Here is a 22,453-nt window from a genome sequence, read left to right as displayed (position 1 = left end):
TCAGGAGAGTAGTCTCGTGGCTACCAATAGCTTACACTGAACGATATAAATCCTACGTAATGTGACTGTACCTCTTTTTCATGTTCTAGACAAAACAAAACGCCACTTATATTTATAGTTATCAATTTAACCTAAATAAGCCAGATGTTTTTCGACATCTGGCTTATTTGGGCATTCATTTTATGTTGGTATTTCACAATTATATACAGTAGTTGATGTGGTGAGCCGTACCATAAATAAGTGAGTTTTAACGGGGATATATTTAAAAGTACACGATGATTATCAGAATAAAAAAGGATAGTCGAAGGAATCGTCATGTAAAAAAAGCTTCTTTTTTTAGTAGTTACTCATTATGAAATCGTCCCCTTAATAAATTTCTTAATATATACTATTCATTGTTTACAAACCTTGTACTATGAAAGGATAGGTGGTAATGGGGATGAGGACAGGGGTTGAAAGTTCCGACAAAAAGGCTGCTCTCAATGTAATATATATTGTTCTAGATGATGTGGGTTACTCGGCTTTAGGTTGCTTTGGTTCAGAGATTGAAACGCCTAATATTGATTCGTTAGCGGAAAAGGGTCTGCGGTACAATAACTTTAATGTAACTCCTTTGTGTTCTCCTACTCGCGCTTGTCTTCTAACAGGTCGTAACTGCCACTCGGTCGGGGTCGGATTAATAACTGAAGTAGACTTTGGACCTCAATACCCGAATAAACGAGGGAGAATTTCAGATACTGCTGCTACTTTAGCTGAGATCTTAAAGCTGAATGGGATGGCTACATATATGGTTGGAAAATGGCATCTCGTTCCTGGTCATGAAGTGGCATCAAGTGGTCCTTTTGAAAATTGGCCACTTTCAAAAGGATTTCAACGATATTATGGCTTTTTATTAGCTAAGACTGATCAGTATGCGCCGGATTTAGTATACGATAATCATCGTGTACAGAAGCCTGATAAATCAAATTATCATTTATCAGAGGATCTGGTTGATAAAACGCTGGAATTTTTGATTGATCATACTTCTGTTACTCCAGACCGTCCCTTCTTTCTGTATTTAGCCTTCGGGGCACAGCATGAGCCTCATCAAGTACCAAGAGAATTTATAGAGAAATATAAGGGAGTTTACGATAAAGGATGGGATGAGATAAGGGAAGAGCGATTTGAGCGACAGAAGGAGATGGGAGTCATTCCGCCTTATACAGAACTCGTTGAACGCAATCCAGGGATTAAGCCGTGGGACGAACTGACAGCGAAAGAAAAAGAACTGTTTATCAAATTTCAACAGACCTATGCTGGCTTTCTAACACACACTGATCAGCAAATTGGTAGACTGCTCTATTTTCTCAAATTAAAAAACAAACTAGATAATACCATAATTGTTTTACTTTCTGATAACGGAGGTAGTCAGGAAGGAAGCTGGAATGGTTCTATTAATGATTCTGCATACTTAAATGGAATCCAGGAAAGTGTGGATACGATGTTTGATCATATAGATGAAATAGGAGGACCTTTCACGAGCCCCAATTATCCTAAAGGATGGGCGCAAGCTTGTAATACACCTTTTAAATATTATAAGCAAAATACCTTTTTTGGAGGGACGCATGTTCCCCTCATCATTCAATGTCCTCAAAGTATTCCAGACCCTGGATCAATTCGCTCCCAATTTTATCATGCTATTGATATTACTCCTACTATACTAGACCTCCTAGATATTGAGGCTCCTGAGGTGTATGAAGGTGTTCCGCAGATGCCGCTTCATGGTATAAGTATGCTAGATACATTTACAGAACCGAATGTCCCATCAAAGAGAAAAACACAGTACTTTGAAATGCTCGGACACCGGGCTATTTGGCAAGATGGATGGGTTGCCGTTACTTATCATGAAACAGGTATACCTTTTAATGAAGATCATTGGGAGTTATACAATGTAAACCAAGATTTTTCGCAAAAGTATAATCTAGCAAAAAAATATCCAAGGAAATTAAAAGAGCTTCAAACGATATGGTGGGAGGAAGCTAAGAAGTACGGTGTTTTACCATTAAATTACAATCCGTTTAGGAAAGGGTATGAAGGCTTGCAGGAAGGGAGAACAATATTTATCTTCTATCCTGGAATGGCTCATTTGCCATCAAGCACTGCTCCAAAAGTAACATTTTCTTCTTATTCAATTACAGTTCCAACCTTTCGTTCAAGTCGTACAACAGAAGGTGTATTGATTGCTCATGGAAGCTATTCAAGTGGTTATACAATATATATAAAAGATAACTACCTATTTTATGAATATAATTACGTTGGCACTGTCTATAAAATTCAATCTTCTGCCCAAGTACCTGTTGGATATTCAACTATACGATTTGAATTTAAAAAAGAACTATTAAATCAAGGAACGGGCATTCTTTATATCAATGATCAGCAGGTTGGCACACTTTATATGCCTCGTACATTACCATTTCTTATTTCTGCTGAGGGATTAGATATAGGCCGGGATCGATTAACAGCCGTGAGCTCTAACTACCCAGTGCCGGAATTTCCGTTTAGTGGACAAATCGAGAGAGTGGTCATTGAACTGCATGATGACCAAGAATATAGCCAGTTTTTTAAACAGAACAAAAGAGATTCCATCCATATTAATATAAATGGGAAAATTATTTCTCGTTAAATGACCTGTGAAGATTGGAAGTATCCATTTAGAGGAAAGAGGTAATGGAATGGGTAGGTGCAACAGTTTTCATATTCTGGTGAAACCAACGGGTCCGATATGTAACCTGGATTGTAAGTACTGTTATTATACTGAAAAGGAAATTTATTTTCCTAATGAGCATTCCTTTCGAATGTCTGATTCTGTTTTAGAGTCGTATATTAAACAGTATATCGCCTCCCAAGACACGCAAGAAATTGTCTTTGCTTGGCAGGGAGGGGAACCAACATTAATGGGATTAGATTTCTTTCATAAGGCTATATCTCTTCAAAACAAGTATGCGGACGGTAAACAAATCACAAATACGATTCAAACGAATGGAACATTATTAAATGATCGTTGGTGTGAATTCTTTTCAGTTCATCATTTTTTGGTTGGTCTAAGTTTAGATGGACCCGAGCATATTCATGATATGTACCGAATTGATCGCGGGGGGAAACCCACATTTGAATTGGTAATGAAGACAATTGTCATGTTAAAGAAACATGGCGTAGAATTTAACATACTTACTTGTGTTACGAGACATTCCTCTTATAGACCTCTAGAAATCTATCGTTTTTTTAAGCAGCAAGGCATTCAATATATACAGTTTATCCCTATTGTAGAAAGAGAGGTGAATCAAGGAGCGGCAGAGCTGTCTCTGCGTCATGCAACTCCTCCTTCTCTATGTAAGGAAGAAGCGCAACAGACAGTAACTCCTTGGACAGTAGAACCAGAAATGTATGGAGAGTTTCTAATTCAAATATTCACTGAGTGGGTGCAGCATGATGTAGGGGCGATTTATGTTATGAATTTTGAATGGGCATTAGCTTCCTGGATCGGAATTCCGTCACCAGTCTGTATTTTTGCAAAAGAGTGTGGTAGAGCGGTCGCTATGGAACATAATGGTGATCTGTTTTCTTGTGATCATTACGTTTATCCTGAATATCGATTAGGAAATATTACAGACGGATTAGTAAATATGATAAATTCCCCATCACAGCTTGCCTTTGGTAAGAAGAAGCGAGATACACTGCCCTTAGTGTGTAGAAATTGCGAGGTTCGATTCGCTTGTCATGGTGAATGTCCTAAAAATAGATTTCTAGTTTCAAATCAAAATGAGCCAGGATTAAATTATCTATGTGCATCCTATAAGAAATATTTTAAGCATATTAACCCTTATATGAAAATGATGAAACAGCTGTTACAAGATGGTTTCCCTGCTTCCTATATAAAAGAAATAATTATGGATCAAGGAGGTCTTTCGAAAATCTAAAATAGGATATTTCTAATTTTTTGAAACCGTTGGGACTTTAATTACTTTAGTTGATCCAATTATCTAATACGAAATATGTTAGTTTATATTCACGAATGATATCTTTTTGGATGGGTATTTACGCTGAAGCAGCAAGAATTTGTTGTTTTTTGCGCATTGATTTGATTTTTTATGGAAAGATATGTTAGTAGGTATGCGATTTGAACGCTCTATTTTTTAGAGTATGAAAGGAGGAGTACGCATATGGAGGAAATTGAAGTAGGCGAAATTTTTACCCTTAGCGATGAGAGTGATCAGGAGCAGGAAGTTGAAGTGCTGGGAACGATGAATGTCGAAGGAGCAGAATACATTGCTGTCGGCTTTGTAGAGGACCTTCAAAAGGAAACAGATGAAGACATTGATATCTTCTTTTTAAGAGTAGAAGATGATGGTGAATTGTCATACATCGAGAGTGACAAGGAGTTTGAAAAAGTGTCTGCTGCGTTTGAGGAAATGATGGATGAGCAAGATTAATATTGGTTGGACAGAAGAGAGGGATAAATATATGCCCTCTCTTTGTGTATATATGGTTGAAAAATATTTCCTAAATGGCTAAATCAACGAATAAATCATCGCATAAAAATAGCGTTCTACCAATTGGTAGAACGCTATTTTACCGTATTTTATGACCCCGGAGAGGCTCGAACTCACGACCTCCACCCTGTCAAGGGAACCTTTCAGTTAACTGTAGAGGTTTAGGATCAGTAAAACTTATATGTATCAAGGCTCTCAAGTTATTATCTTCATTGAGAACCACTTCAATTAGAGTTTCTTACGGAAAATACTAAAGGAGTTATATTCATTGGTCAAGTACTTTTTGCAACAACCTCCACAGGGGAAATTTTTGAGTTGTACTTCTCAGGTGATTTGTAGCTTTCTATGTAGATAGTATATTTATATTGGTTTCTTGTACAATACGTACTATTAAAGATGAAATAAAGAATCTAGGTGAAGAGGTTAGATTCACCTTAACTATATATCCTTTTTCATTACCAACATCATTCCTAATGGAGAAACTTAGAAAAATGGTATAATTCTCCATGAACATAGTAGAAAGGATTTAAACAATGGGACAATTTCAAAGTAATTTTCAAGCGGCACAACAAATCGCTACGCAGATGAGAGTAGCTTCGGATACAATCCAAAGTGCGACAAATCGTTCTATAAAAAAGGCGACGCGTACTACGCTATCTGTTAACTCCAAAGCACAAGAAGCGAACCAACAAGTTTTAGATTTAACGAAACAATTTTCTGCCGCCTTTCAACAAGCGGTTGATAATATTCATTCGGTAGCTAACGAGTTTGAGAGAATGGATAACGAACTTCAACATACTTTTCGCTAATGTGACAACCTACGTAAAGTAAAACGATAGGAGGAAAAAGATGAGTCAAGATATTGAAGAACAAATCCATCAATTAAATCAAAAATTACAAAGTATATTCGAAGAACAGGATCGGAATCAATCTGCGATTCAAACACAGGAACAAGCGGAAACAGATTTTCACGAATGGAAAAGTCGAAGCAATCGTTTATTTAATCGAATTTTCGAAACTTGGCATGGGGATAAAGAGTTATCTCATTTTTTTATGAATATGCGTCAAGAAGCAGGGCACATTGAGCGAAAACTTACATTCGAATTGGAAAACCAAAAAGAAACGTTGCTTAAAGAAAGACGAGACCTTAGTGATTTAGAAAACGACCTTTCCTATCAGCAACAACAATTAGCAAGGGAGGTCAATGCATGAGTTTAAATATGTATTTGGGAGAAGTACAAAGCCAAACTCAAAGCATGAACGCTGTATGTACCGCTACCATTCAAGGTATGGAACAAGCCATTCAGTCGATTGACGCTTTTGCAATTGATACTGTTTTACAAGGGCAGACTTATGATAGTGCGAAAGCATTTTTTGTACAAACCTTTCGTCCTTTAGCACAGGGAATCATTTACTTATGTGAAGAATTAATCCGTCAGAATGATGCCTTTCCAAGTCAATTTCAATCAAAGGTAGCTTCAACTGATGTAATTGAACAAGAAATATTAGAACAAATTCAAGAAATTGATCGAATGAAAGCAAGTATGGAAGCCATCATTCAAACTATACCAATTCCAGGTATGGACGCTATGGCGAATCTTTTCACTGCTATGAGGAAAAAACTGCAAGAAAAGTTAGATCACCTGTATGAGTTTAACCAAACATCTAGTAATAATTATAGTACAGCAATTCAATTAGCCGCTAGCATTGCGACGGGTTTGGCTGAAGTCCAAAGTGGGAAAGGTTTTAGTCCTGTAAGTGGTACATTTAGTACACAAGGATTGAATATGGAGTGGACAACCTCTATTCAATCGATTACAGAAGAAAGGGCACGTCAGGCTGAAAACCATCTAAAGAGTAGTTCAATTGAAGAAGGGGCAATGTGTGGTAAGTTACCTGAAAAATCTACTTTCCGAAAAGTTATAGATGGCACTATAGAAGGTGCAGGAGAAGCAATTGGAGACACCATAGAAGGATTTAAAGCGCTTGGTAAGCGGGAAACGTGGGAAATGCTGCGTTGCATCCTATTGATACCCTCAGTACCATGTATAATGTAGTGTCAGACTCATTTATTAATGATGTAATAAATGGAGATGCTGAAAGTCGTGCGAAATGGGGAAGTTATGCTTTAACACAAGTTGCAGTAGGTGTTATTGGCGATAAAGGATTAAGTAAAGCAAGTAAATTGGGTAAAGTGACAACTAAAATAGCAAAAGATAAAATTCCAGAAGTTATTTCTCATACTATTGGTAATTTACAAATGGGGGATCGTTTTGCTTTTGCTGGTGGAAATAATATACGTTCTAGATTTGCTATACCTGATTTTAAACAAACTGAAGAAAAACTATCCACTTATCAGTTCGCTAATTCTGGTGGAAGAAACCATACTCCATCACTCTCTAATAGACAAATCATGTCTAGCTTAAGAGGAACAGAAAAATTCACGAGAAGAGGACTTAAGCATATTCTAGAGGGTGAAATAAATGGCATTGGTAAAGCAGTTGGCTATCACACTGAAGCATTAGAGAATACACCAGGAAAAATAGTTGCGGGAACAGAAAGAACAGTAAATAATCAGGGAGTATATAAAGCTAAGGTAGAAGTAAATGGAGTCCCTAAGACTGCAAATAGGGGATACTCTACATTTTTCCCTAAAGATTGGAGTCCACAGAAAATTGTAGATAATATAAATGAAGCATACAATAATAAAAGACTTGTAATCGATAATACATATAAAGGAGTAGGTCTAGACGGTATAGAAATTATCATGTATATAGCTGACAACGGGAAAATTATCTCTGCTTTCCCAAAAGAATAAATTCTATTTTTAATATAAGGGAGTATGATAGAAATGAAATATAAATATACTTTTGAAGTGCTTGATGATGAAATATTAATCATGAGGGTACCAAAGGAAATTAAACTTGTTGGAACCTTTTTATATGTTGAAGTTTCTGCATTTGGAGATTGGATTTTAGAAGAGATACATAGTGTTTTAAACGGGGAAAAGGATTATGGAGAAGTAAATGGCAACATTTGTGGTTTAGAAATTCGAAGAGATACAACTATTGTCCTAGACAATTTAGCTGAAGATGGTAAAGGTGAATTTTGTGAGATAGAAACGGTTGAATTAGTACATTTAATTAATATTTGGCTGGACAAACAAAAAGAGTTTAAAAAAGAGAAAACACAGGAGTAAAATAATTTAAAAGGCTGACTTCATACAGAAGTCAGCCTTTTAAATTATTTTACATACCACATACTATCTATAGCACGGATTTTCCAGACACCCGGCGAACCAAAATCCCGAAAACCTCCCCCTCGATAAATTCACTTTTGTGTATAACGAATCAGGCCTGCATCTTAAACAAGAGAAGCCGATTAGAATAACTTCTAGGTCACTATATAAGTGATTTAAAGGTATTCTAATTGGCTTTTTATTACTCGTAGGACACTCACAGGTAATGTTCCGAGGTGTGTTAAATAGGTAAACTCCAACCTCGATGCGATCCTTTTTAGCTAAACTCATATCAGAACTATATAGTAACCAATGTAGTGATAGCTCTATGTTGTGTAAATCTGAGGTAGCCAGCTCTGTAGTATACTCCAAGATTACATAAAACGATAAATAAGTGTAATCATTTAACTAGGGAAGCAAACCTTACCGTTAAGCCTTTTGTATGTTACATAAAGTTATTACATAAAAGATTACATAAAACATTTACACTTAGTGATCTCTCATGTTACATTAAAAGTACAATAAATGTAAGGGGGAGAAACCTGATGAGAATCGCTTATGCTAGGGTTTCAACTGATGAGCAGTTACTTGATAGACAACTGGAAGCACTCAATAAGTATGGCTATGATAGATTAATCCAAGAGAAATATACAGGAACTAAAAAAGATCGAGCAGGACTAACCCAGCTCATGGATACAGTACGAGAAGGTGATACCGTTATTGTAGAAGCTATTAGCAGACTAGGGAGAAACACTCTTGATATCCTTACAACTGTTGAGGAGTTAAATAATATGGGTGTTACTTTCATATCATTAAAGGAAAATATGGATACTTCAACGCCGACTGGAAAAGCTATGTTCTCTATGATGGCAGTAATTAGTCAACTTGAAAGGGACTTAATAGCAGAACGAACAAAAGAAGGACTGGCAAGCGCAAAGAAACGGGGAGTTAAACTAGGTAGACCTCAACTCGATAATGACAAAATAAGGGTAGCTTTACAGATGTATGACTCTGGAGAATATTCCATCAAGGACATTGTTAGTCAAGTGGGGATATCTCAAGGTAAGCTATATAAAGAGATTAATAAGAGAAAATTACAAGAAGGAACTACGAGATAGGTGACAATTAAGTTGCTACCTCGCTGTTTCTTTTTTTGTTTGTATGCGAGTACGGACAATGTAGCTGCACCTCATAGTGGTAGGTATTGGCTACACAAGTACTGCTCATTAGACTACTTCTGAGAAGGTGACAAGTTGTCACTCTCTACTAGAGCTACACCTCTGTAGTGATCCTGCTGGCACATACCAATAGTTATACTCCTGTAGCTGTACCTTTATAGTGATACCACACGAGAGCGTACCATGTAGTTATACCATGAGAGAACGACACTATGTAGTCATCTTAGAAGGTAACAACATTTTACCATCTCATATGTATGTACTTGTGAGGTGAAACCTTGTGAAGGCTTGCCTCGTTAGTCCAGCTCGTGGAGAGGATCGTGTGAGGTTAAGGTTATTGGGAAAGGTTTGAGTATCGCCTCATCAGGTGCTCACCAGTTACCCATTCCACAAGGTTAATCTATATCCGGTTTGTTAAATATATAAATATCATAACATCCAGGTATGTATATATATTCGATAGTAGCCATATTTAGAAAGTATACCTATGAGTAAATTATATCGTATTTACTGAATGTGATTACAGAGGAGTACAACCAGTTAGTTTTTACCTCGTTAGCCGCCATTTGAGGGGGAACCTCTTGAGTTTTCACCTACCTTGCTTACCACCTAGAGTTATAGCTTATAAATTGAATTTTAGAGTTAAAAATTTTTTAGAACTAAATTTTCGAGTAAAACTTTGGTGATTAAAACAGGGAGGAGGAAGCATGGTAGAACACACCTCAGGGGATTTGTATAGTTTTGCCTACTGAATACCAGCTCAAGGGAAGACTAAAAAAGTTGTAGCCTCACAGTATCCTATACAGGAAACTAGAAGTTAAAGCTTATTGGTTGATCTAATTTAGTTAGTGTTCGTAAATAAAGATAAATAACTTACGAGCTGGCGCTCTTAGGTTAACCTAATTAGTGACTCTTAGGTGTATCTAATTATTTAAACCTATTAGTCCATCTCATAGATAAATAAATATAAATGACCTTATGAGGTGGACTAATTAGTAATACTCAGTAAACGAAAATAAAAAAGAACTACTGAGGTGACCAAGTTAGTTAAACTAAAGGATTTCGTCTCGTAAGATATTTGAAATATTTTATATATACGAGATGGGAATAAATTAGGATTAACTCCACAAGTAAGGCTAGTCGATTCTCGACAAGAAGTAACCTTGTGAATTTACCTTAAAGGCTTTCCTCCTCAGATATTTTATTTTTTTGTTTGAGGAAGTACGATCTACTTTAGTTGAACCCATATAAATTACATATGAGTAAAACTTGGAGCTGTGCTGATGAGTAAACTGTATGGTTTGCTTAGTTGGTATAGCTCTTTTTGTTTGCTACTTGAGATGGGATTAAGGAGGGGGAGTCGAATTAGGTACCACGAGATAGCTATGTAGTCTATAAGAATAAAGAAGGTTTTTCTGATTGAAATAGGGTTAAACCTTAGAGCTGCAAGGGATTGGTCTACTTTGAATCGACGCATTTTTTTTTCGCGTATTTGAAGAATCGACGCATTTTTTTTACATAATTAACTAGGTTAACTAATTTAATAAAGCTTTAATGCTACTATGGAAGATATTTATTTTCGTAAAATAAAACCAAATTGAATTGTTGAGAACATCCAAAGAAAATACATGAAGTTGTCCAAAAAAGAACTTGTACAACGCCTGAACCTTGCAGAAAATAATTCAAAATGGGTAGCGAAATATTTCGGAATTTTTAAGAGGTGATACAGGTAAAGTATCACCTCTTATTCAATTAAATGGCCCTTTTGTTGAATAAAAACCTCCAAATAATACCGGATATTTATATTATTTTTGTATGAGATTTTGAAGAAATGTACTTAAACTATAGAAGCAGTTTAATTTAAGTACAATACTTCACAAAGGTCGGTTCCTAATTAATTTCCATAGTTATACCATAAGGAAAAAGCACATAACATGGAGTAGTGACTAAAAAGGAAGGAGTGAATAAAACTTGGATGAAAAATTCTATGATCCAAACTTCCCTGTAAAACGTCGGGATGAATTACTTAAACAATTAGAGAAAATTAGTAAGGATAAGGGACTTTCATTTTCTTTTACGACTTCTTCGTATTCTTCAGACCCACGGTGGAGTAACTGGAACGATACTTTTACTGACCATGGCCACTGGTATAAAACATGGGGAAATTCTATATGACAGTTAATTTAATTGTCATTCAGCCTTCTTCGCTTTGTAATCTGAATTGTAGTTATTGCTATGTTCCCGAAAGACAAAATTCAATGATCATTGAAGATTCTACACTGGAAAATATATTTTCAAAAACTCTAAGCAGCACGATTGTTAGTGACCATATCGAGTATCTATGGCATGCAGGAGAACCTTTAACAGTAGGAATATCCTTTTATGAGAAAATAATCGATTATATTAAGAAGTATAATATTGAAAATCGGAAAGTGATCAATTCCGTTCAAACGAATGGCACTTTACTATCAGCAAAATGGTGTGAATTTTTTAAAGAGAACCATTTTAAAATTGGTATAAGTATGGATGGTCCTGAATTTCTACATAACCAAAATCGTAAGGATTGGTCTGGTAAAGGGAGTCATCATATAGCCATGCGCGGTGTCAATCTTTTAAAAGAGTACGGACTTGATTTTGGAGCAATATGTGTTCTTACTAAAGAAAGTCTCCATTATCCGGAGGAAATTTTTTATTTTTTTTATGAAAATGACTTTAAATGGGTCGGATTTAATGTAGAAGAAATTGAAAATAGTAACCATTCAACATCTCTTAACTCCGAAAAATTGGAAAATATTACTCGGATGTATAATTCTTTTATGTCACGTCTTTTTGACTTATGGCAACAACATCGTGATAAAATCACGATTCGAGAATTTCAAAATATGTGCTCTGCTATAAATATCAAACTCAAAGACCGTCATTTTTATTGTGTTCCTGACGAAATACAAAAGCTGCGTATCGTTACGATTCAAAAGAATGGTAGTATTACAACGAATTCTCCTGAATTTGCGGGTAGCAGCAATAAAGAACTTAATAATTTTATAGTTGGAAATATAAACAGTCTGGATTCTTTCGAGCATATTATAAACAATGATATTTATTTGAAACTACAAGTTGAAATTGAAAATGGCGTTAAGAACTGCGCTGATACATGTCTTTATTTTGATTTATGTGGGGGTGGATCTCCTTCAAACAAATACTTTGAGAATGGTTCCATCTCTAGTACAGAAACAATCACTTGCATCCTTCACAAGCAAATACTCGCTTCTGTTGTCATCAATAAGTTGTCGGAATGATCATTTATCCATGATTCCGGGAGACTTTTGATTTTAAAAACGAAAATGTAATGAGGTCATATGTTGTACAAAAAGGATAGATGAACAGGGATTAAACCTGCTTGCATCTATCCTTTTCTTTTTACCCTATATAATATGTGACATTATAATTGAATACTTAATTATAGGGTTTTGTAATTATCTTCCTGACTTTTAATAAAAAAATCAGAACGGGGTTATACGTGTTATAGGTTTTAAAACTAAATAACTTTATTATCATTTTACACAGTCATCTTCGTAACTTTTCGGCTATCGAGGTGTAAGATCCTCGGTTTGAACGAGTTTTTTCTATTAAATATTAGTGCAGTATTACCTCAGCAGACCAATCGTAAAAAATGACTATAAGGTTGTTTCTTTTTAGTTCAGACAACTCTATAATCGTTTATATTGGGAGGTGACATAAAGTGATTCCTGTCTTGGAATATGAAGATTTGTGGGGCACTACCTTAAAAGTTGAATATACATTAGGTTCAATAAACTTTTTTATTACTGATGAGTATAGGAGACTTATTCATCTTGTATTCTTAGAAAGGGACGCTCATAAATTTATAAGTATTCTACATGGTAATAAATCTATGGATCTTATAGATGACGAGGGAAAAATGATGAAATTTCAAGCGTTAAATGATGGTTGTTTTGGGATTTCTATAGTATCTAAGAAGACAAGAGGTGGATTTCGATTTAATAAGATTCAAACTCAAGGGTTAATAAATTGTTTTCAAAGTATATGTGATTTATAAGTATGACTGAGGTGACATCTAGAAAGGGATTCAATGCGGTACTTGTTCTGGATTTTATAAATAAACATTAAAATGAGAAAGGGAGTTTTAACTATGAAGAAAGTAAAATCGGTAGCGTTTAACATAGCAGATCCTATGGAGTTTGACCTATATCACTACGCAGCTAAGCAGCAGTATTTTAGCACTTACATAAAAAGATTAATCCAAAGAGATATGGAAGATGGAAAGAGAATCATGCTTGAGATGGAACAAGCTAACGAGATCTACTCGAAGAAAAACTAAGGAGCTTACCTATAGAGGTGGGCTCTTTTTTATACTCGAAAGAATCAGACAAGCATAATCCCGTCCTAAATTTAGAACGGGGTTAAAAATATAGTTGTTTAATTTTTGATGTAAACGGCTCACGGGAATGTGATTCCGCGAATTGTACGAAGCATCGCGGCAACCTCATTAACCATACTGTGGGTCTTTTCAATAGTGTTACAACTAGCCATTGTAATTTCTAAGAATATTTCATTTTCCATAGGAAAATGGGTAACGTAAAGCATGCAATCGTCTTTATAACCTACTACCCAACCTTTTTGAGGATAAACTGTTGGTGGAAAATGAAAATGAGGAGAATCACTTCTACTAACATTAGAAAATCCCATTTTTTCCAAGTTACCTGCAATAATACTCCGCACTCTGCCAACTTTTGTTTTACCAGAAAGTAATTGCCCAGATACTCCCGCCGAGGAGGGGGACGAACCGAAGCTACCAACATGCCGAGTCGAGATATACGTGATTAATGGTACTGCCATAGAATTCCCTCCTAGTTAATCAATAATATAGCTTGGATATTCTATTCGCCGGGCTATAAGCTCAACAGCATGAACCACACTTTGGGCATCTTCTAGAGTGTTTCCAGAACCAACCATAATTTGATAGTATCGATTTGGTCCTGAAACCATAAAAAATTGTATTATGACAGTAGCACCGTTTGTTTCGCTTTCACCAATAACACCTTGTTGATAAAAATTTACATTTGTAAATCTTGAACGCATCATCTCGTCTACAATCAACTGCTTAAATTTCATAAGGTCATGAAGTATAGGTCGTTGATATCCTTGAGGATATACTACCGGCATAAAATTCCCCCCATTAGAGTTTCAACTTTTCAATTGAATATATTCGATATGAAAGTACTTTATGTATGGATATGGCGTATTAGCCCATCCCTTTTGTTCAAGTAACAGGTGGTTTTCTTGAATGTGATTTGTATATTGATTTTCAACAATCGGGCGCTTTAATTCTAAGGTACAGCAAAGAAGATCCTTAGAGGGCTATTAGAAAAAACTGCTTAGGTGAGGGGGCACGATTCGCTCAGTCCTTACCGAAGGAGGTACTCAAGAGAAAGAGTACATCAACGAGGGGAACTTGAATCGCTTAATTATAAAGTCAAAACTACCTAGTGCATAACGCTTCGAAAGATGGGTATTTAATGAAGTACTACCAAGCTTACGACAAAATAAAGGTTATGTAGTTGAGACTAGCGAGACTGAGTTTATCGAGAAACACTTTACAGGGTTATCTGATAATCTAAAGAGAATGATGGTTATGGAGTTAAATGAGAATAAAAAGAAGTTACACGAAGAGATTAAGCAAAAGAACGATATCATCTCAGTATTACAGCCAAAAACAAACTTCTGAGTACATAATTCTTGAGTATAAGGGAGATCAATCGGTTAGTGGTGTCATGTTAATGTTCGAAGATGATATGTTAACTGGAAAAGATAAATACGAATTTGAGAAGGAGAGCCAATAGGTTCTCTTTTTTTTGCATTCTCGAGTGAACCACGAGGTGTGACTTTTAGGTTACCGCTGTTGAATTTCAATTACCGTATTTAGATTACTAATTCAAAACAGTAGAGCGACACGAGACAGCAACCTCAAAAGTTTTTCTCATATAGTTTCGCTCAGAGACCACTTAACGTTTCAAACACCTAAAGGCAATACATGAGTAAAACTATTCGAAAAGTTTTCAATAAGTATAAAACCAGTAGTACCAAAGGTTTGGCGATTCATGAGTCGGACGCAGAGGGTAAGTTCGACAGGGAATGACTTGAAAAATGTGACACTTGTAGTGATTACTGTATGAGGACAAAATTTAAGAGTTTTGTCACAGTTTTTCTATTTATATATATGAAGGACCAGAAAGAGAAAAAGCTATATCTCACAATATAGTATTCTCTGATATGCAACTCTTCTGGTAACTACAGTTATGAAGGGGAAAAATGAGGAAAATTATTTTCCTCCAAAGAATGCTAACTCTTTTGTCACACAAGACTCATATTAGTTTATGTAAGGTGAATTTAAGAGTCTTGTAACACTTTCCGTACATCTTTTATGAGGACAAAAATTTAAGAGTTTTGTCACAGTTTTGCTATCTACACTTATGAGGGCACAAAAAAAGACTTTTTCTAATTTAATGCTTCGAGGTGGATTCTAACTAGCTTATAAATAAATTATTTGTAGGTTGGTAGAGTTCATCTCTAGGGATATATTGAGTTGCTTCTTATTAGCGGATGCTGATTGAGGTTTATCACCTTTCTTCCTCATGAGTTCGCTGTGAAGCTTTTTGTTGTAAGTTACCTCCATTGCTTGGTTAGTCAGTTCGATCCCCCTTGAGCTGGCTCCCTTTTTGGAGAGTAGTTGGTAAACAAGCGAAACTAAACAAATTAACAACAAATAATATATAGGAGGCTACGAGATGGGATTCTATGTAGATATCAAAAGATTAACTTGCAAGAGAGGAATCACATTAGATCAACTCAGTGATAAAACAGGGATTCACAAGGCTAATCTTAGTAGAATGGCTTACGGAGAACCTGTAACAATGAGAACGGTCAATAAGATTGCTATAGCGTTAAACATTAAAGAAGCTAATGAATTGCTAACATTTAGAAAAGAAGAATACTAAAAAAGGGAAAGCAGGGAGGAGAAAACTAAATGGTTACTACAGAAATGACAGGTAAAGAATTAGTCGAAGCAGGATATGAACTTGTGAGTCTAGCTCAAAAGGAAGCCCGAAAGAAATACCTAAATAGTATGAGCCAACGAGATGGGAGACATTTTATCATGATGAAACGAGATAATTTCAAAGTAATCAAAGAGAATTTAACTTTACAGCAGCATGGAGTATTACTTTATTTAGCAACTTGTATGAAAATTAATCGAGGTGGGAAATTGTTCACTGAGAAAGGTGATCTACTAACAGTTAAACACTTGGTAGCAAGCTTAGATAAAACACGTTCTCAAGTTAATAAAACCCTATCAGAATTAGAATCTAATGGATTAATCACTCGTGAGACGGTAGGGAAAACAACTTATGTAAATATGACTGACGCAGTATTTGTTTGTGAGAAATTAAAAGAGGAATACAAGGTAGTTAAAATCTTCAAAGCTCACCTACAAGAGAAAGCAAAGTCTATCTCGTTAAATGCTCTAGGGTTGTTTGGAATGATGCTTTCTTATATGAGTTGGAATACTAACTTAATTGTTGAGAATCCTGATGAGGAAGAAACTAGTAGGATTGTACTCTTAAAGCGTAAGCACCTAGAGGGGTTGCTTGGACTGTCTCGGCCTACTGTTAAAAAGTTAATGGACGAGTTAGGGAAGAATCGCTTGATTGTAGAGATTAAGTCGGTCACAGAAGCTATCTGTTTAGATCCTAAAGCAGTAAGTCGTCAAGCTAAAAAGATTACTTTGGAGGAACTACTGGATAATATCGAGAAAGCCTCCTTCTCTAAAGATAACTTCAAGAAATAAAACTACAGAATTCATCACCGTAACATTACCACAGAGAAATTTCAAAAGTAAAACCCTAATAGTATCACCTTAAGGGAAAAACAAAGGAGATAAATCATGATGAATAACTTACTAGTGTTTGACCATGAAGAATTAGGACAAGTTAGAAGTATCAAACAAGGAGAAGAAATTTACTTTGTAGCTAAAGATGTATCAGACATTTTAGAGTTTAGGGACGCATACACCGCTACTAGAGGGCTGGACGATGATGAAAAGCTCTTACACACAATTTATGTAGCAGGTCAAAACAGAGAAGTAACACTTATTAACGAGTCAGGTCTCTACGGTTTAATTCTAACGAGTCGCAAGCCACAAGCTAAAGCCTTTAAGAAATGGATTACCAGTGAGGTGCTACCTAGTATCCGTAAAGATGGTGGCTATCTTGTAACAACTGAGGAAGATGATGAACAAGCTATCATGGCTAAAGCGTTATTGCTAGCTCAGAGAACACTCGAAAGAAAGAATGTACAACTTAAGCAAGCTGAGGAGACTATTAAGATACAAGTTCCAAAGGTTGAATACACTGACAAGGTTCTTTCCACAGAAGGATACTACACAGCAACCGAGGTAGCAAAGATATTTGGTATGCGATCACCTCAAGGGTTGTATAACAAGTTAGTGGATAAGAAAATTATCTATAAGAGCAGAAAAAAGAATTACCTCCACAAAGCAGAGTATTCATTCCTAAGAGATGAGAATTACATCAGATACCAAACTACAGCGTTCGGACTTCAAATGTTGTTCTCCGAGTTGGGACGCTATTGGATTGCTCAACAGTTAGGAATTATTACTCAGTAATCCCCACGTAGTACAACTTCTAAAATATTAATCCTCATAATTCCCCATGAGGTGGCGAACCCAAACTAATTAAAACTAAGGAGATGTGATCATTTATGGTAAACAAATTATTCGGCTCAAACAAAAAGGTTAAAACTGTAGAGGCTGCACAGAGCGATTTAAATAAAGTTGATGAGCTAGTTGTTTCCTTGGAAACTAAACGGAATGAGCTACAAAGTACTATCTCTAAAATCAACAATGCTATGAATATCATCGAGGCAACTATTCTGATTGACCCTAGCAACGCAAACTTAAATACAAAAGCAAAAGGTGAGAAGCAACTAGGGGAGTTAAACAACGAGGTTCAATCAGTGCAAGCTGAGCTAGATAAAGCTAGAGAACAACGCCAGGAAGCACAGCAAGCCTACGTACACTCAAAAGGTGAGCAAGTGAAGAAAGAACATATTGAGGCTTCTGCTAAGGATAAAGCTACTTATCACTTATCAGACTTTGCAGAGCGACTAGGTAAAGATTGCTTTGCAGGTAAAGGCTACGAGGATTTAGGCTTGGCATTCGGCTTTGGAGAAACTAAGTCATTCCATCCAGATAGTGAAGAGTTCAAGTACATTCAGGAGTTAGGTAAAGAGATTAATAGCGAGTCAGATAAGAAAGGTGAGGCGATTGTTATTGAAGCTCTACAAGCAATGTTGACCGTCCTCAATAAGCATGGCATTGAGTTAACTGAGAAGGGTAACAGCTTAATGAAACACTTTAAAGCAGAAACTAACAAATAATAACTGACAGCAACTCTGCCTTGCTGGTGGCACTGGTGAGGCAGGCAATCTATTAAACTACAGAGGTGAAAACACATGAGTTACAAACGACACGAATTGAATTTAATCGAGTCCTTTTCAGAAGGTATTAAACAAGGTGAAGACCTAGTGAAAGACGCTGAATTGTTCTCGGTAGGCACTCACAGAGGTCAAAAGTATGAGGTAGTAGATCTACAGAGGTTAGCCAATAATTTTAATGCTGAGGAGCAGATACCTATTCAGTTAGATCACTCAGAGTCAATCAAGGATACTGTAGGCTTTCTTGAAGAGGTAAAAGTTCAAGGGGATAAGCTTATTGGCAAACTGCGAGTAATCGATGAGTTCACTAAAGAACGTATCTCCAAAAAGTTAATGAAGAAACTCTCTATCTCATTCTACACAAACAATGAAGGTAAACCTGAGAAGATACGTGAGGTTCCTCTAGTGGCCTTCCCTCAAGTTAAAACCGCTCAACTATTCCATGAGAACGGCAACTCGATAGCTGATCTACAGCGTAAAGCTGATATTCTCTCACGAGAAGCAAATCTACTATTACAATACTCAGAGATACGAAATAAGGCTCAACGATTGGAGTTAGGGCTAAAACAGTTAACTAAGGAATTCAATAAGCGAGAAGCACCTAAGAAGCCGACAACTCGTGAGATTGAAGCTGCCAAGAAGGCTCAAGAAGAATTTGACAAGTTCTATGCAGAATACACAAGTAATCTACATTGGAGTAACTAACGAGGTGATACTAATGAATAAACCAGCACCAAGAAAAGGAGCTAGACCATCTAAATTAGATGATCCAAGACTGAAAGCTTTAGCTGAGAAGGTTGCGGTTGCCAAGGAGAAAGACAATCAGGAAGCTCTCAAGAAACTCCGTAGCCAGCTCAAGAAGGAACCGACTATATGCGGTGCTATCAAGGGTGACGGTAGGTTGTGCCTGAGAAAGCCACACATTAAAGAGGATGGTTCTACTAATGGAAAATGTCCGTTCCATGGCGGTAAGTCTACCGGGCAAAAAACTGAGGAGGGGAGGAAGAAAGCTATGGCAAATTTAAACCCCAGAGCTAACCTTATTCACGGAGCTTACTCAAAAGAATTCAAAGAGATGCTATCTCAAGGGGAGACTGACTTGTACAACGGGTTAATGGATTACTACATTGAAAACTATGAGGTCGATCCGTTTAACCTTGTACTCGTAGACCGATTTGCTATCAATACTGTTAAATCTATGAGAATGGACTCTAAGGACTTCTTGCGAGATAGCAAAGCTTACAACGATACTGAGGTAAAACTTATCCGTTTCGCTGAGTCCCTAGGATTGAACCAAAAGTTTAAGCAATCTAAGGAACATAAAGATAACGCTAGTAAAGTAGATCTTAATGCGTTATTTGACATGGGAAATGAACAGTAAGTAAATATATGAGATGGCGACCCACTAGGCACACTTTGCAGGTAGAAAAACAGTCGTCCTCAGTGTTAAATCCTAGGAAATTAGTGAATTTGACTACAAGAGAGAAGCTTTCAAGCCTCACAATAAATACAAACAAGCTACTAAGCGAGCTTAAGGAGGAGATGCTTATGAGCAGACACATTACTTACCTAGCTCTGAGGAGGATATCGATTCTGTGAAGCAAAAGCTACTTAGCGTGTATTCTAACATATTTAACTCTATAGTTATCCCGCTCAGATTAACTGTAAGTGAAGTAACTGAGCTAGAATACCAAGGAGGCCAAGCTGAGGAGAAAGCCAATTTACGTCTCCTAGAGAGTGAGTATGGAGAGTTGTAATGCTAAAGAGGAGAGCCTAAAAGGTTGCTCCTTTCTTTGTGTGCATGTGATCTTGGGGAAATAAGGTTTGTAGCTAAGGAGTTATATTTAAAAATATTTTATTCTGAATATTCTTGAGAAATAGAAATATAGCCTTTTTTGTTTATTCAAATTTTGCTATTGTTTATTATAGGGAGTTTTTATATAAAAAGGATGAGGAGGTTATTTATGAACGTTCAAACAAAGGGGAATGAGCAAGTAATCCAATTATTAAACGAATGGTATTTAGAGATTCGCTCGAGACATTTAGATAAAGCAAGGGATTTAAAATTAAAAGTGGAGGCGAAAGTTAATGAGGTTAAAGACAACTCAGAGTTATTGCAGCATTACTTACTTCTCGATTTTCGATACAATTACTTAATTGATAACTTGAGAGTATCTAAAGATAGTTTTGATGAAATCGACCTTTATGGTGTACCAACAAATAGCTCGCTAGCGTACTATTATCATTTTTTTAAAGCTATCCACTCTAATGCAATTGGTGAATATACTTTAGCTAAAGAGCACTATGAGAAAGCTGAATCTCTTCTAAGGAATATTTCTGATGAACTTGAACATGCAGAGTTTTACTATAAATTAGCTACATTCCGTTATCATGTTTATCAAGCGCTGTTAGCAATTACTCATGTAACGAAAGCTAAAGAGATATTCTCTAAACATGATGGCAATGAGTTAAATCTTGCTTTTTGTAATAACCTTTATGGACTAGCTTGTGTTCATTTAAGAGAATGGGAATTGGCTGAGGAGCATTTGACTTCTGCAATGAATACTTTTCAAAAGATAGAGGAAGAGCACTTTATCCTTATGGTTCGCCAAAATCTAGGTTTAATGTATGCAAGTCAAAACCTCTCTTCATTGGCTATTCGTTATTTATCTGAAGTTAATGAAAAAATGCCAACGAATTACAGAGCTCTATTTGTTGAAGCTAGAGAGCAATTTAAATTAGGTCAAACAGAAATTGCTTTGGAGCTTATCGAAAAAGGTTTAACAATATGTAAACAACTAGAAAACAATGAGTATCAGTACCGATTGATAATTTTAAAATCTATGGTTCAAAATATACCAGCTCAAGAGTTAGAAAAAGTAGTTTTAGCAGGAATGGATTACTTTAAAAGAGAACAACTATGGGAGTATGTTCAAGAGTATACTGAAGTAGTGGCTGTGCAGTACCACAATGAAGGTAACTTTGAACAAGGAAGTAAGTACTTTTATTTAAGTTATGAAGCTAAAAAAGAAGTTCACAAGAAGGAGGCACTAAAATGAAGAAAGTGATACTTGGTTTAATGGGAATTGTAACAATTTTGACGCTAACACTTGGAGTATATACTACAGTAGATGAGCAGCAAACTACTACCCTAGTGAAAACTATGGCAGATGGAAACACTGGAGGTTGATCTCTTTAATAAAGAATTAACAGAAGCAGGGAGAAATCCTTGCTTTATTTTTGTGCAAAATCAGAAGAGGAGTATCATTAAATTAGGATATCCGAGGGGGATTACTGTAGGTGAACGCTCCTTTGCTTTTGTTTGGTTTTCGGTTAATCTGTTAACTTCTTGCCAGCGTACATGTGAGTTAGCATTTTATCGATCTTATCCGCTTTGTCTATTGTATGTATCTTGTTGAGTTGAATAAAAGCGGTATAAAACCTTTTAGCGTCCTCAATTGTATCTAGTTCATAGAAGTCTTTGACTTTACCGTAAAACTTTTGTTGTTTACTTTCCAATGGCTCACCTCGTTTCCTTAGTGGCTTGAGTAGATCATAATCTAAAGGTTCTAGAACCATCAATAGATAATTGGAAAGTTTTTTAATTTATTTTCATAAGAATGATAAAATAGACGAAATTTTATTAGAGACATCTATAAGTTTGACTGTGGAGTTTTCTTTTGGTTGGATACAAATCGGTTGCTCTCATAAAGCGTCTTATAAGTCAATGTGAGAGGTTGTTCTCTCTGGTGTGGCATTCCAGCAGACAATGAAACGAGTACAAATATCCTTAGAAGCCGTACAAGCTCGAACAAGAACCTGATAGTTTACCACCCTTAGCATGCAATCAAGAATATACTTAATAGCACCACCTCAAGGGTTAATGCTGAGAAGGACAGAAACCAGTTGCTAGGGATTATTACTTATCAGTAATAACAATGTGTGAAACGCTAGTGACT

At 36.1% G+C, this 22,453-nt stretch carries 23 protein-coding genes and 1 pseudogene; 22 read left to right on the top strand and 2 right to left on the bottom strand.

Annotated features, from left to right (window positions below):
- Positions 1-439: 439 nt before the first annotated feature.
- The 12 genes and pseudogenes from C568_RS0107125 to C568_RS0107070 all read left to right on the top strand — a co-directional run bounded on the left by C568_RS0107125 (position 440) and on the right by C568_RS0107070 (position 13,302).
- Positions 440-2,662 (top strand): arylsulfatase, encoded by a 2,223-nt coding sequence (locus C568_RS0107125; RefSeq protein ID WP_018781099.1) that lies wholly within the window; start codon positions 440-442, stop codon positions 2,660-2,662.
- A gap of 49 nt (positions 2,663-2,711) precedes the next feature.
- The gene (locus tag C568_RS0107120) at positions 2,712-3,956 is read left to right on the top strand and encodes an anaerobic sulfatase maturase (RefSeq protein ID WP_018781098.1); all 1,245 of its coding nucleotides are present in this window, start codon (positions 2,712-2,714) and stop codon (positions 3,954-3,956) included.
- 243 nt (positions 3,957-4,199) lie between these two features.
- A complete protein-coding gene (locus C568_RS0107115; RefSeq protein WP_006094014.1) occupies positions 4,200-4,469 on the top strand; it encodes a DUF1292 domain-containing protein in 270 nt (89 codons plus the stop codon).
- A 593-nt stretch (positions 4,470-5,062) separates the two neighbouring features.
- Entirely contained in the window at positions 5,063-5,338 is a 276-nt protein-coding gene (locus C568_RS0107110) for a TIGR04197 family type VII secretion effector (RefSeq protein WP_018781097.1), read from the top strand.
- Positions 5,339-5,378: 40 nt separating this feature from the next.
- Positions 5,379-5,741, top strand: coding sequence for a DUF3958 family protein (locus C568_RS0107105; RefSeq protein WP_006094028.1), 363 nt, complete (start codon positions 5,379-5,381; stop codon positions 5,739-5,741).
- 8 nt (positions 5,742-5,749) lie between these two features.
- Positions 5,750-7,347: pseudogene (locus C568_RS34140) on the top strand (EndoU domain-containing protein).
- Positions 7,348-7,380: 33 nt separating this feature from the next.
- Complete coding sequence (locus C568_RS0107095) at positions 7,381-7,728, top strand: hypothetical protein (RefSeq protein WP_018781095.1); 348 nt, start codon at positions 7,381-7,383, stop codon at positions 7,726-7,728.
- A 584-nt stretch (positions 7,729-8,312) separates the two neighbouring features.
- Positions 8,313-8,885, top strand: coding sequence for a recombinase family protein (locus C568_RS0107090; protein WP_006094033.1), 573 nt, complete (start codon positions 8,313-8,315; stop codon positions 8,883-8,885).
- A 2,031-nt stretch (positions 8,886-10,916) separates the two neighbouring features.
- Positions 10,917-11,120, top strand: a complete 204-nt coding sequence (locus C568_RS0107085) for a hypothetical protein (protein ID WP_018781094.1) — start codon at positions 10,917-10,919, stop codon at positions 11,118-11,120.
- A complete protein-coding gene (gene grrM / locus C568_RS0107080) occupies positions 11,117-12,241 on the top strand; it encodes a cyclophane-forming radical SAM/SPASM peptide maturase GrrM/OscB (RefSeq protein WP_018781093.1) in 1,125 nt (374 codons plus the stop codon). Before C568_RS0107085 ends, grrM begins: the two co-directional genes overlap by 4 nt.
- Positions 12,242-12,684: 443 nt before the next feature.
- Positions 12,685-13,020, top strand: coding sequence for a hypothetical protein (locus tag C568_RS0107075; protein ID WP_018781092.1), 336 nt, complete (start codon positions 12,685-12,687; stop codon positions 13,018-13,020).
- Between the two features lie 93 nt (positions 13,021-13,113).
- A complete protein-coding gene (locus C568_RS0107070) occupies positions 13,114-13,302 on the top strand; it encodes a hypothetical protein (RefSeq protein ID WP_018781091.1) in 189 nt (62 codons plus the stop codon).
- Between the two features lie 119 nt (positions 13,303-13,421).
- Here the strand turns inward: C568_RS0107070 and C568_RS0107065 are convergent, their stop codons facing one another.
- Positions 13,422-13,820 (bottom strand): hypothetical protein, encoded by a 399-nt coding sequence (locus C568_RS0107065; RefSeq protein ID WP_018781090.1) that lies wholly within the window; start codon positions 13,818-13,820, stop codon positions 13,422-13,424.
- Positions 13,821-13,835: 15 nt separating this feature from the next.
- Positions 13,836-14,147 (bottom strand): hypothetical protein, encoded by a 312-nt coding sequence (locus C568_RS0107060; protein ID WP_018781089.1) that lies wholly within the window; start codon positions 14,145-14,147, stop codon positions 13,836-13,838.
- A 479-nt stretch (positions 14,148-14,626) separates the two neighbouring features.
- Between C568_RS0107060 and C568_RS35210 the strand changes: the two genes are divergently transcribed.
- From C568_RS35210 to C568_RS35205, 10 genes are all read left to right on the top strand, one after another.
- Complete coding sequence (locus C568_RS35210) at positions 14,627-14,824, top strand: hypothetical protein (protein WP_018781088.1); 198 nt, start codon at positions 14,627-14,629, stop codon at positions 14,822-14,824.
- Positions 14,825-15,769: 945 nt separating this feature from the next.
- Complete coding sequence (locus C568_RS0107045; protein ID WP_018781086.1) at positions 15,770-15,979, top strand: helix-turn-helix domain-containing protein; 210 nt, start codon at positions 15,770-15,772, stop codon at positions 15,977-15,979.
- Positions 15,980-16,008: 29 nt separating this feature from the next.
- Positions 16,009-16,827: a MarR family transcriptional regulator gene (locus C568_RS0107040; RefSeq protein WP_006094050.1), complete on the top strand. Its 819-nt coding sequence runs from the start codon at positions 16,009-16,011 to the stop codon at positions 16,825-16,827.
- 99 nt (positions 16,828-16,926) lie between these two features.
- The gene (locus tag C568_RS0107035) at positions 16,927-17,664 is read left to right on the top strand and encodes a BRO family protein (protein WP_224795964.1); all 738 of its coding nucleotides are present in this window, start codon (positions 16,927-16,929) and stop codon (positions 17,662-17,664) included.
- A 95-nt stretch (positions 17,665-17,759) separates the two neighbouring features.
- On the top strand, positions 17,760-18,437 hold the full coding sequence (locus C568_RS0107030; RefSeq protein ID WP_018781085.1) for a hypothetical protein: 678 nt from the start codon (positions 17,760-17,762) through the stop codon (positions 18,435-18,437).
- A 75-nt stretch (positions 18,438-18,512) separates the two neighbouring features.
- Entirely contained in the window at positions 18,513-19,199 is a 687-nt protein-coding gene (locus tag C568_RS0107025; RefSeq protein ID WP_018781084.1) for a hypothetical protein, read from the top strand.
- A gap of 13 nt (positions 19,200-19,212) precedes the next feature.
- Positions 19,213-19,875: an HGGxSTG domain-containing protein gene (locus C568_RS0107020; protein ID WP_006094060.1), complete on the top strand. Its 663-nt coding sequence runs from the start codon at positions 19,213-19,215 to the stop codon at positions 19,873-19,875.
- Between the two features lie 583 nt (positions 19,876-20,458).
- On the top strand, positions 20,459-21,553 hold the full coding sequence (locus tag C568_RS0107010) for a response regulator aspartate phosphatase (protein WP_018781080.1): 1,095 nt from the start codon (positions 20,459-20,461) through the stop codon (positions 21,551-21,553).
- Positions 21,550-21,684, top strand: a complete 135-nt coding sequence (locus C568_RS36065) for a hypothetical protein (protein ID WP_018781079.1) — start codon at positions 21,550-21,552, stop codon at positions 21,682-21,684. Before C568_RS0107010 ends, C568_RS36065 begins: the two co-directional genes overlap by 4 nt.
- On the top strand, positions 21,665-21,913 hold the full coding sequence (locus C568_RS35205) for a hypothetical protein (protein ID WP_158319619.1): 249 nt from the start codon (positions 21,665-21,667) through the stop codon (positions 21,911-21,913). Before C568_RS36065 ends, C568_RS35205 begins: the two co-directional genes overlap by 20 nt.
- Positions 21,914-22,453 lie beyond the last annotated feature (540 nt).

This window comes from Bacillus sp. 95MFCvi2.1 (assembly GCF_000374965.1).
Classification (GTDB): Bacteria; Bacillota; Bacilli; order Bacillales; family Bacillaceae_G; genus Bacillus_A; species Bacillus_A pseudomycoides.
Note: the sequence above shows the minus strand (reverse complement) of the source record. Positions and strands in the feature narration are given on the sequence as shown.

What these genes read in the sequence shown, in the direction of transcription:
- C568_RS0107125 (WP_018781099.1), top strand. Translation starts at nt 440, where the DNA reads ATGAGGACAGGGGTTGAAAGTTCCGACAAAAAGGCTGCTCTCAATGTA.
- C568_RS0107120 (WP_018781098.1), top strand. Translation starts at nt 2,712, where the DNA reads ATGGGTAGGTGCAACAGTTTTCATATTCTGGTGAAACCAACGGGTCCG.
- C568_RS0107115 (WP_006094014.1), top strand. Translation starts at nt 4,200, where the DNA reads ATGGAGGAAATTGAAGTAGGCGAAATTTTTACCCTTAGCGATGAGAGT.
- C568_RS0107110 (WP_018781097.1), top strand. Translation starts at nt 5,063, where the DNA reads ATGGGACAATTTCAAAGTAATTTTCAAGCGGCACAACAAATCGCTACG.
- C568_RS0107105 (WP_006094028.1), top strand. Translation starts at nt 5,379, where the DNA reads ATGAGTCAAGATATTGAAGAACAAATCCATCAATTAAATCAAAAATTA.
- C568_RS0107095 (WP_018781095.1), top strand. Translation starts at nt 7,381, where the DNA reads ATGAAATATAAATATACTTTTGAAGTGCTTGATGATGAAATATTAATC.
- C568_RS0107090 (WP_006094033.1), top strand. Translation starts at nt 8,313, where the DNA reads ATGAGAATCGCTTATGCTAGGGTTTCAACTGATGAGCAGTTACTTGAT.
- grrM (WP_018781093.1), top strand. Translation starts at nt 11,117, where the DNA reads ATGACAGTTAATTTAATTGTCATTCAGCCTTCTTCGCTTTGTAATCTG.
- C568_RS0107070 (WP_018781091.1), top strand. Translation starts at nt 13,114, where the DNA reads ATGAAGAAAGTAAAATCGGTAGCGTTTAACATAGCAGATCCTATGGAG.
- C568_RS0107065 (WP_018781090.1), bottom strand. Translation starts at nt 13,820, where the DNA reads ATGGCAGTACCATTAATCACGTATATCTCGACTCGGCATGTTGGTAGC.
- C568_RS0107060 (WP_018781089.1), bottom strand. Translation starts at nt 14,147, where the DNA reads ATGCCGGTAGTATATCCTCAAGGATATCAACGACCTATACTTCATGAC.
- C568_RS35210 (WP_018781088.1), top strand. Translation starts at nt 14,627, where the DNA reads ATGAGAATAAAAAGAAGTTACACGAAGAGATTAAGCAAAAGAACGATA.
- C568_RS0107045 (WP_018781086.1), top strand. Translation starts at nt 15,770, where the DNA reads ATGGGATTCTATGTAGATATCAAAAGATTAACTTGCAAGAGAGGAATC.
- C568_RS0107040 (WP_006094050.1), top strand. Translation starts at nt 16,009, where the DNA reads ATGGTTACTACAGAAATGACAGGTAAAGAATTAGTCGAAGCAGGATAT.
- C568_RS0107035 (WP_224795964.1), top strand. Translation starts at nt 16,927, where the DNA reads ATGAATAACTTACTAGTGTTTGACCATGAAGAATTAGGACAAGTTAGA.
- C568_RS0107030 (WP_018781085.1), top strand. Translation starts at nt 17,760, where the DNA reads ATGGTAAACAAATTATTCGGCTCAAACAAAAAGGTTAAAACTGTAGAG.
- C568_RS0107025 (WP_018781084.1), top strand. Translation starts at nt 18,513, where the DNA reads ATGAGTTACAAACGACACGAATTGAATTTAATCGAGTCCTTTTCAGAA.
- C568_RS0107020 (WP_006094060.1), top strand. Translation starts at nt 19,213, where the DNA reads ATGAATAAACCAGCACCAAGAAAAGGAGCTAGACCATCTAAATTAGAT.
- C568_RS0107010 (WP_018781080.1), top strand. Translation starts at nt 20,459, where the DNA reads ATGAACGTTCAAACAAAGGGGAATGAGCAAGTAATCCAATTATTAAAC.
- C568_RS36065 (WP_018781079.1), top strand. Translation starts at nt 21,550, where the DNA reads ATGAAGAAAGTGATACTTGGTTTAATGGGAATTGTAACAATTTTGACG.
- C568_RS35205 (WP_158319619.1), top strand. Translation starts at nt 21,665, where the DNA reads ATGGAAACACTGGAGGTTGATCTCTTTAATAAAGAATTAACAGAAGCA.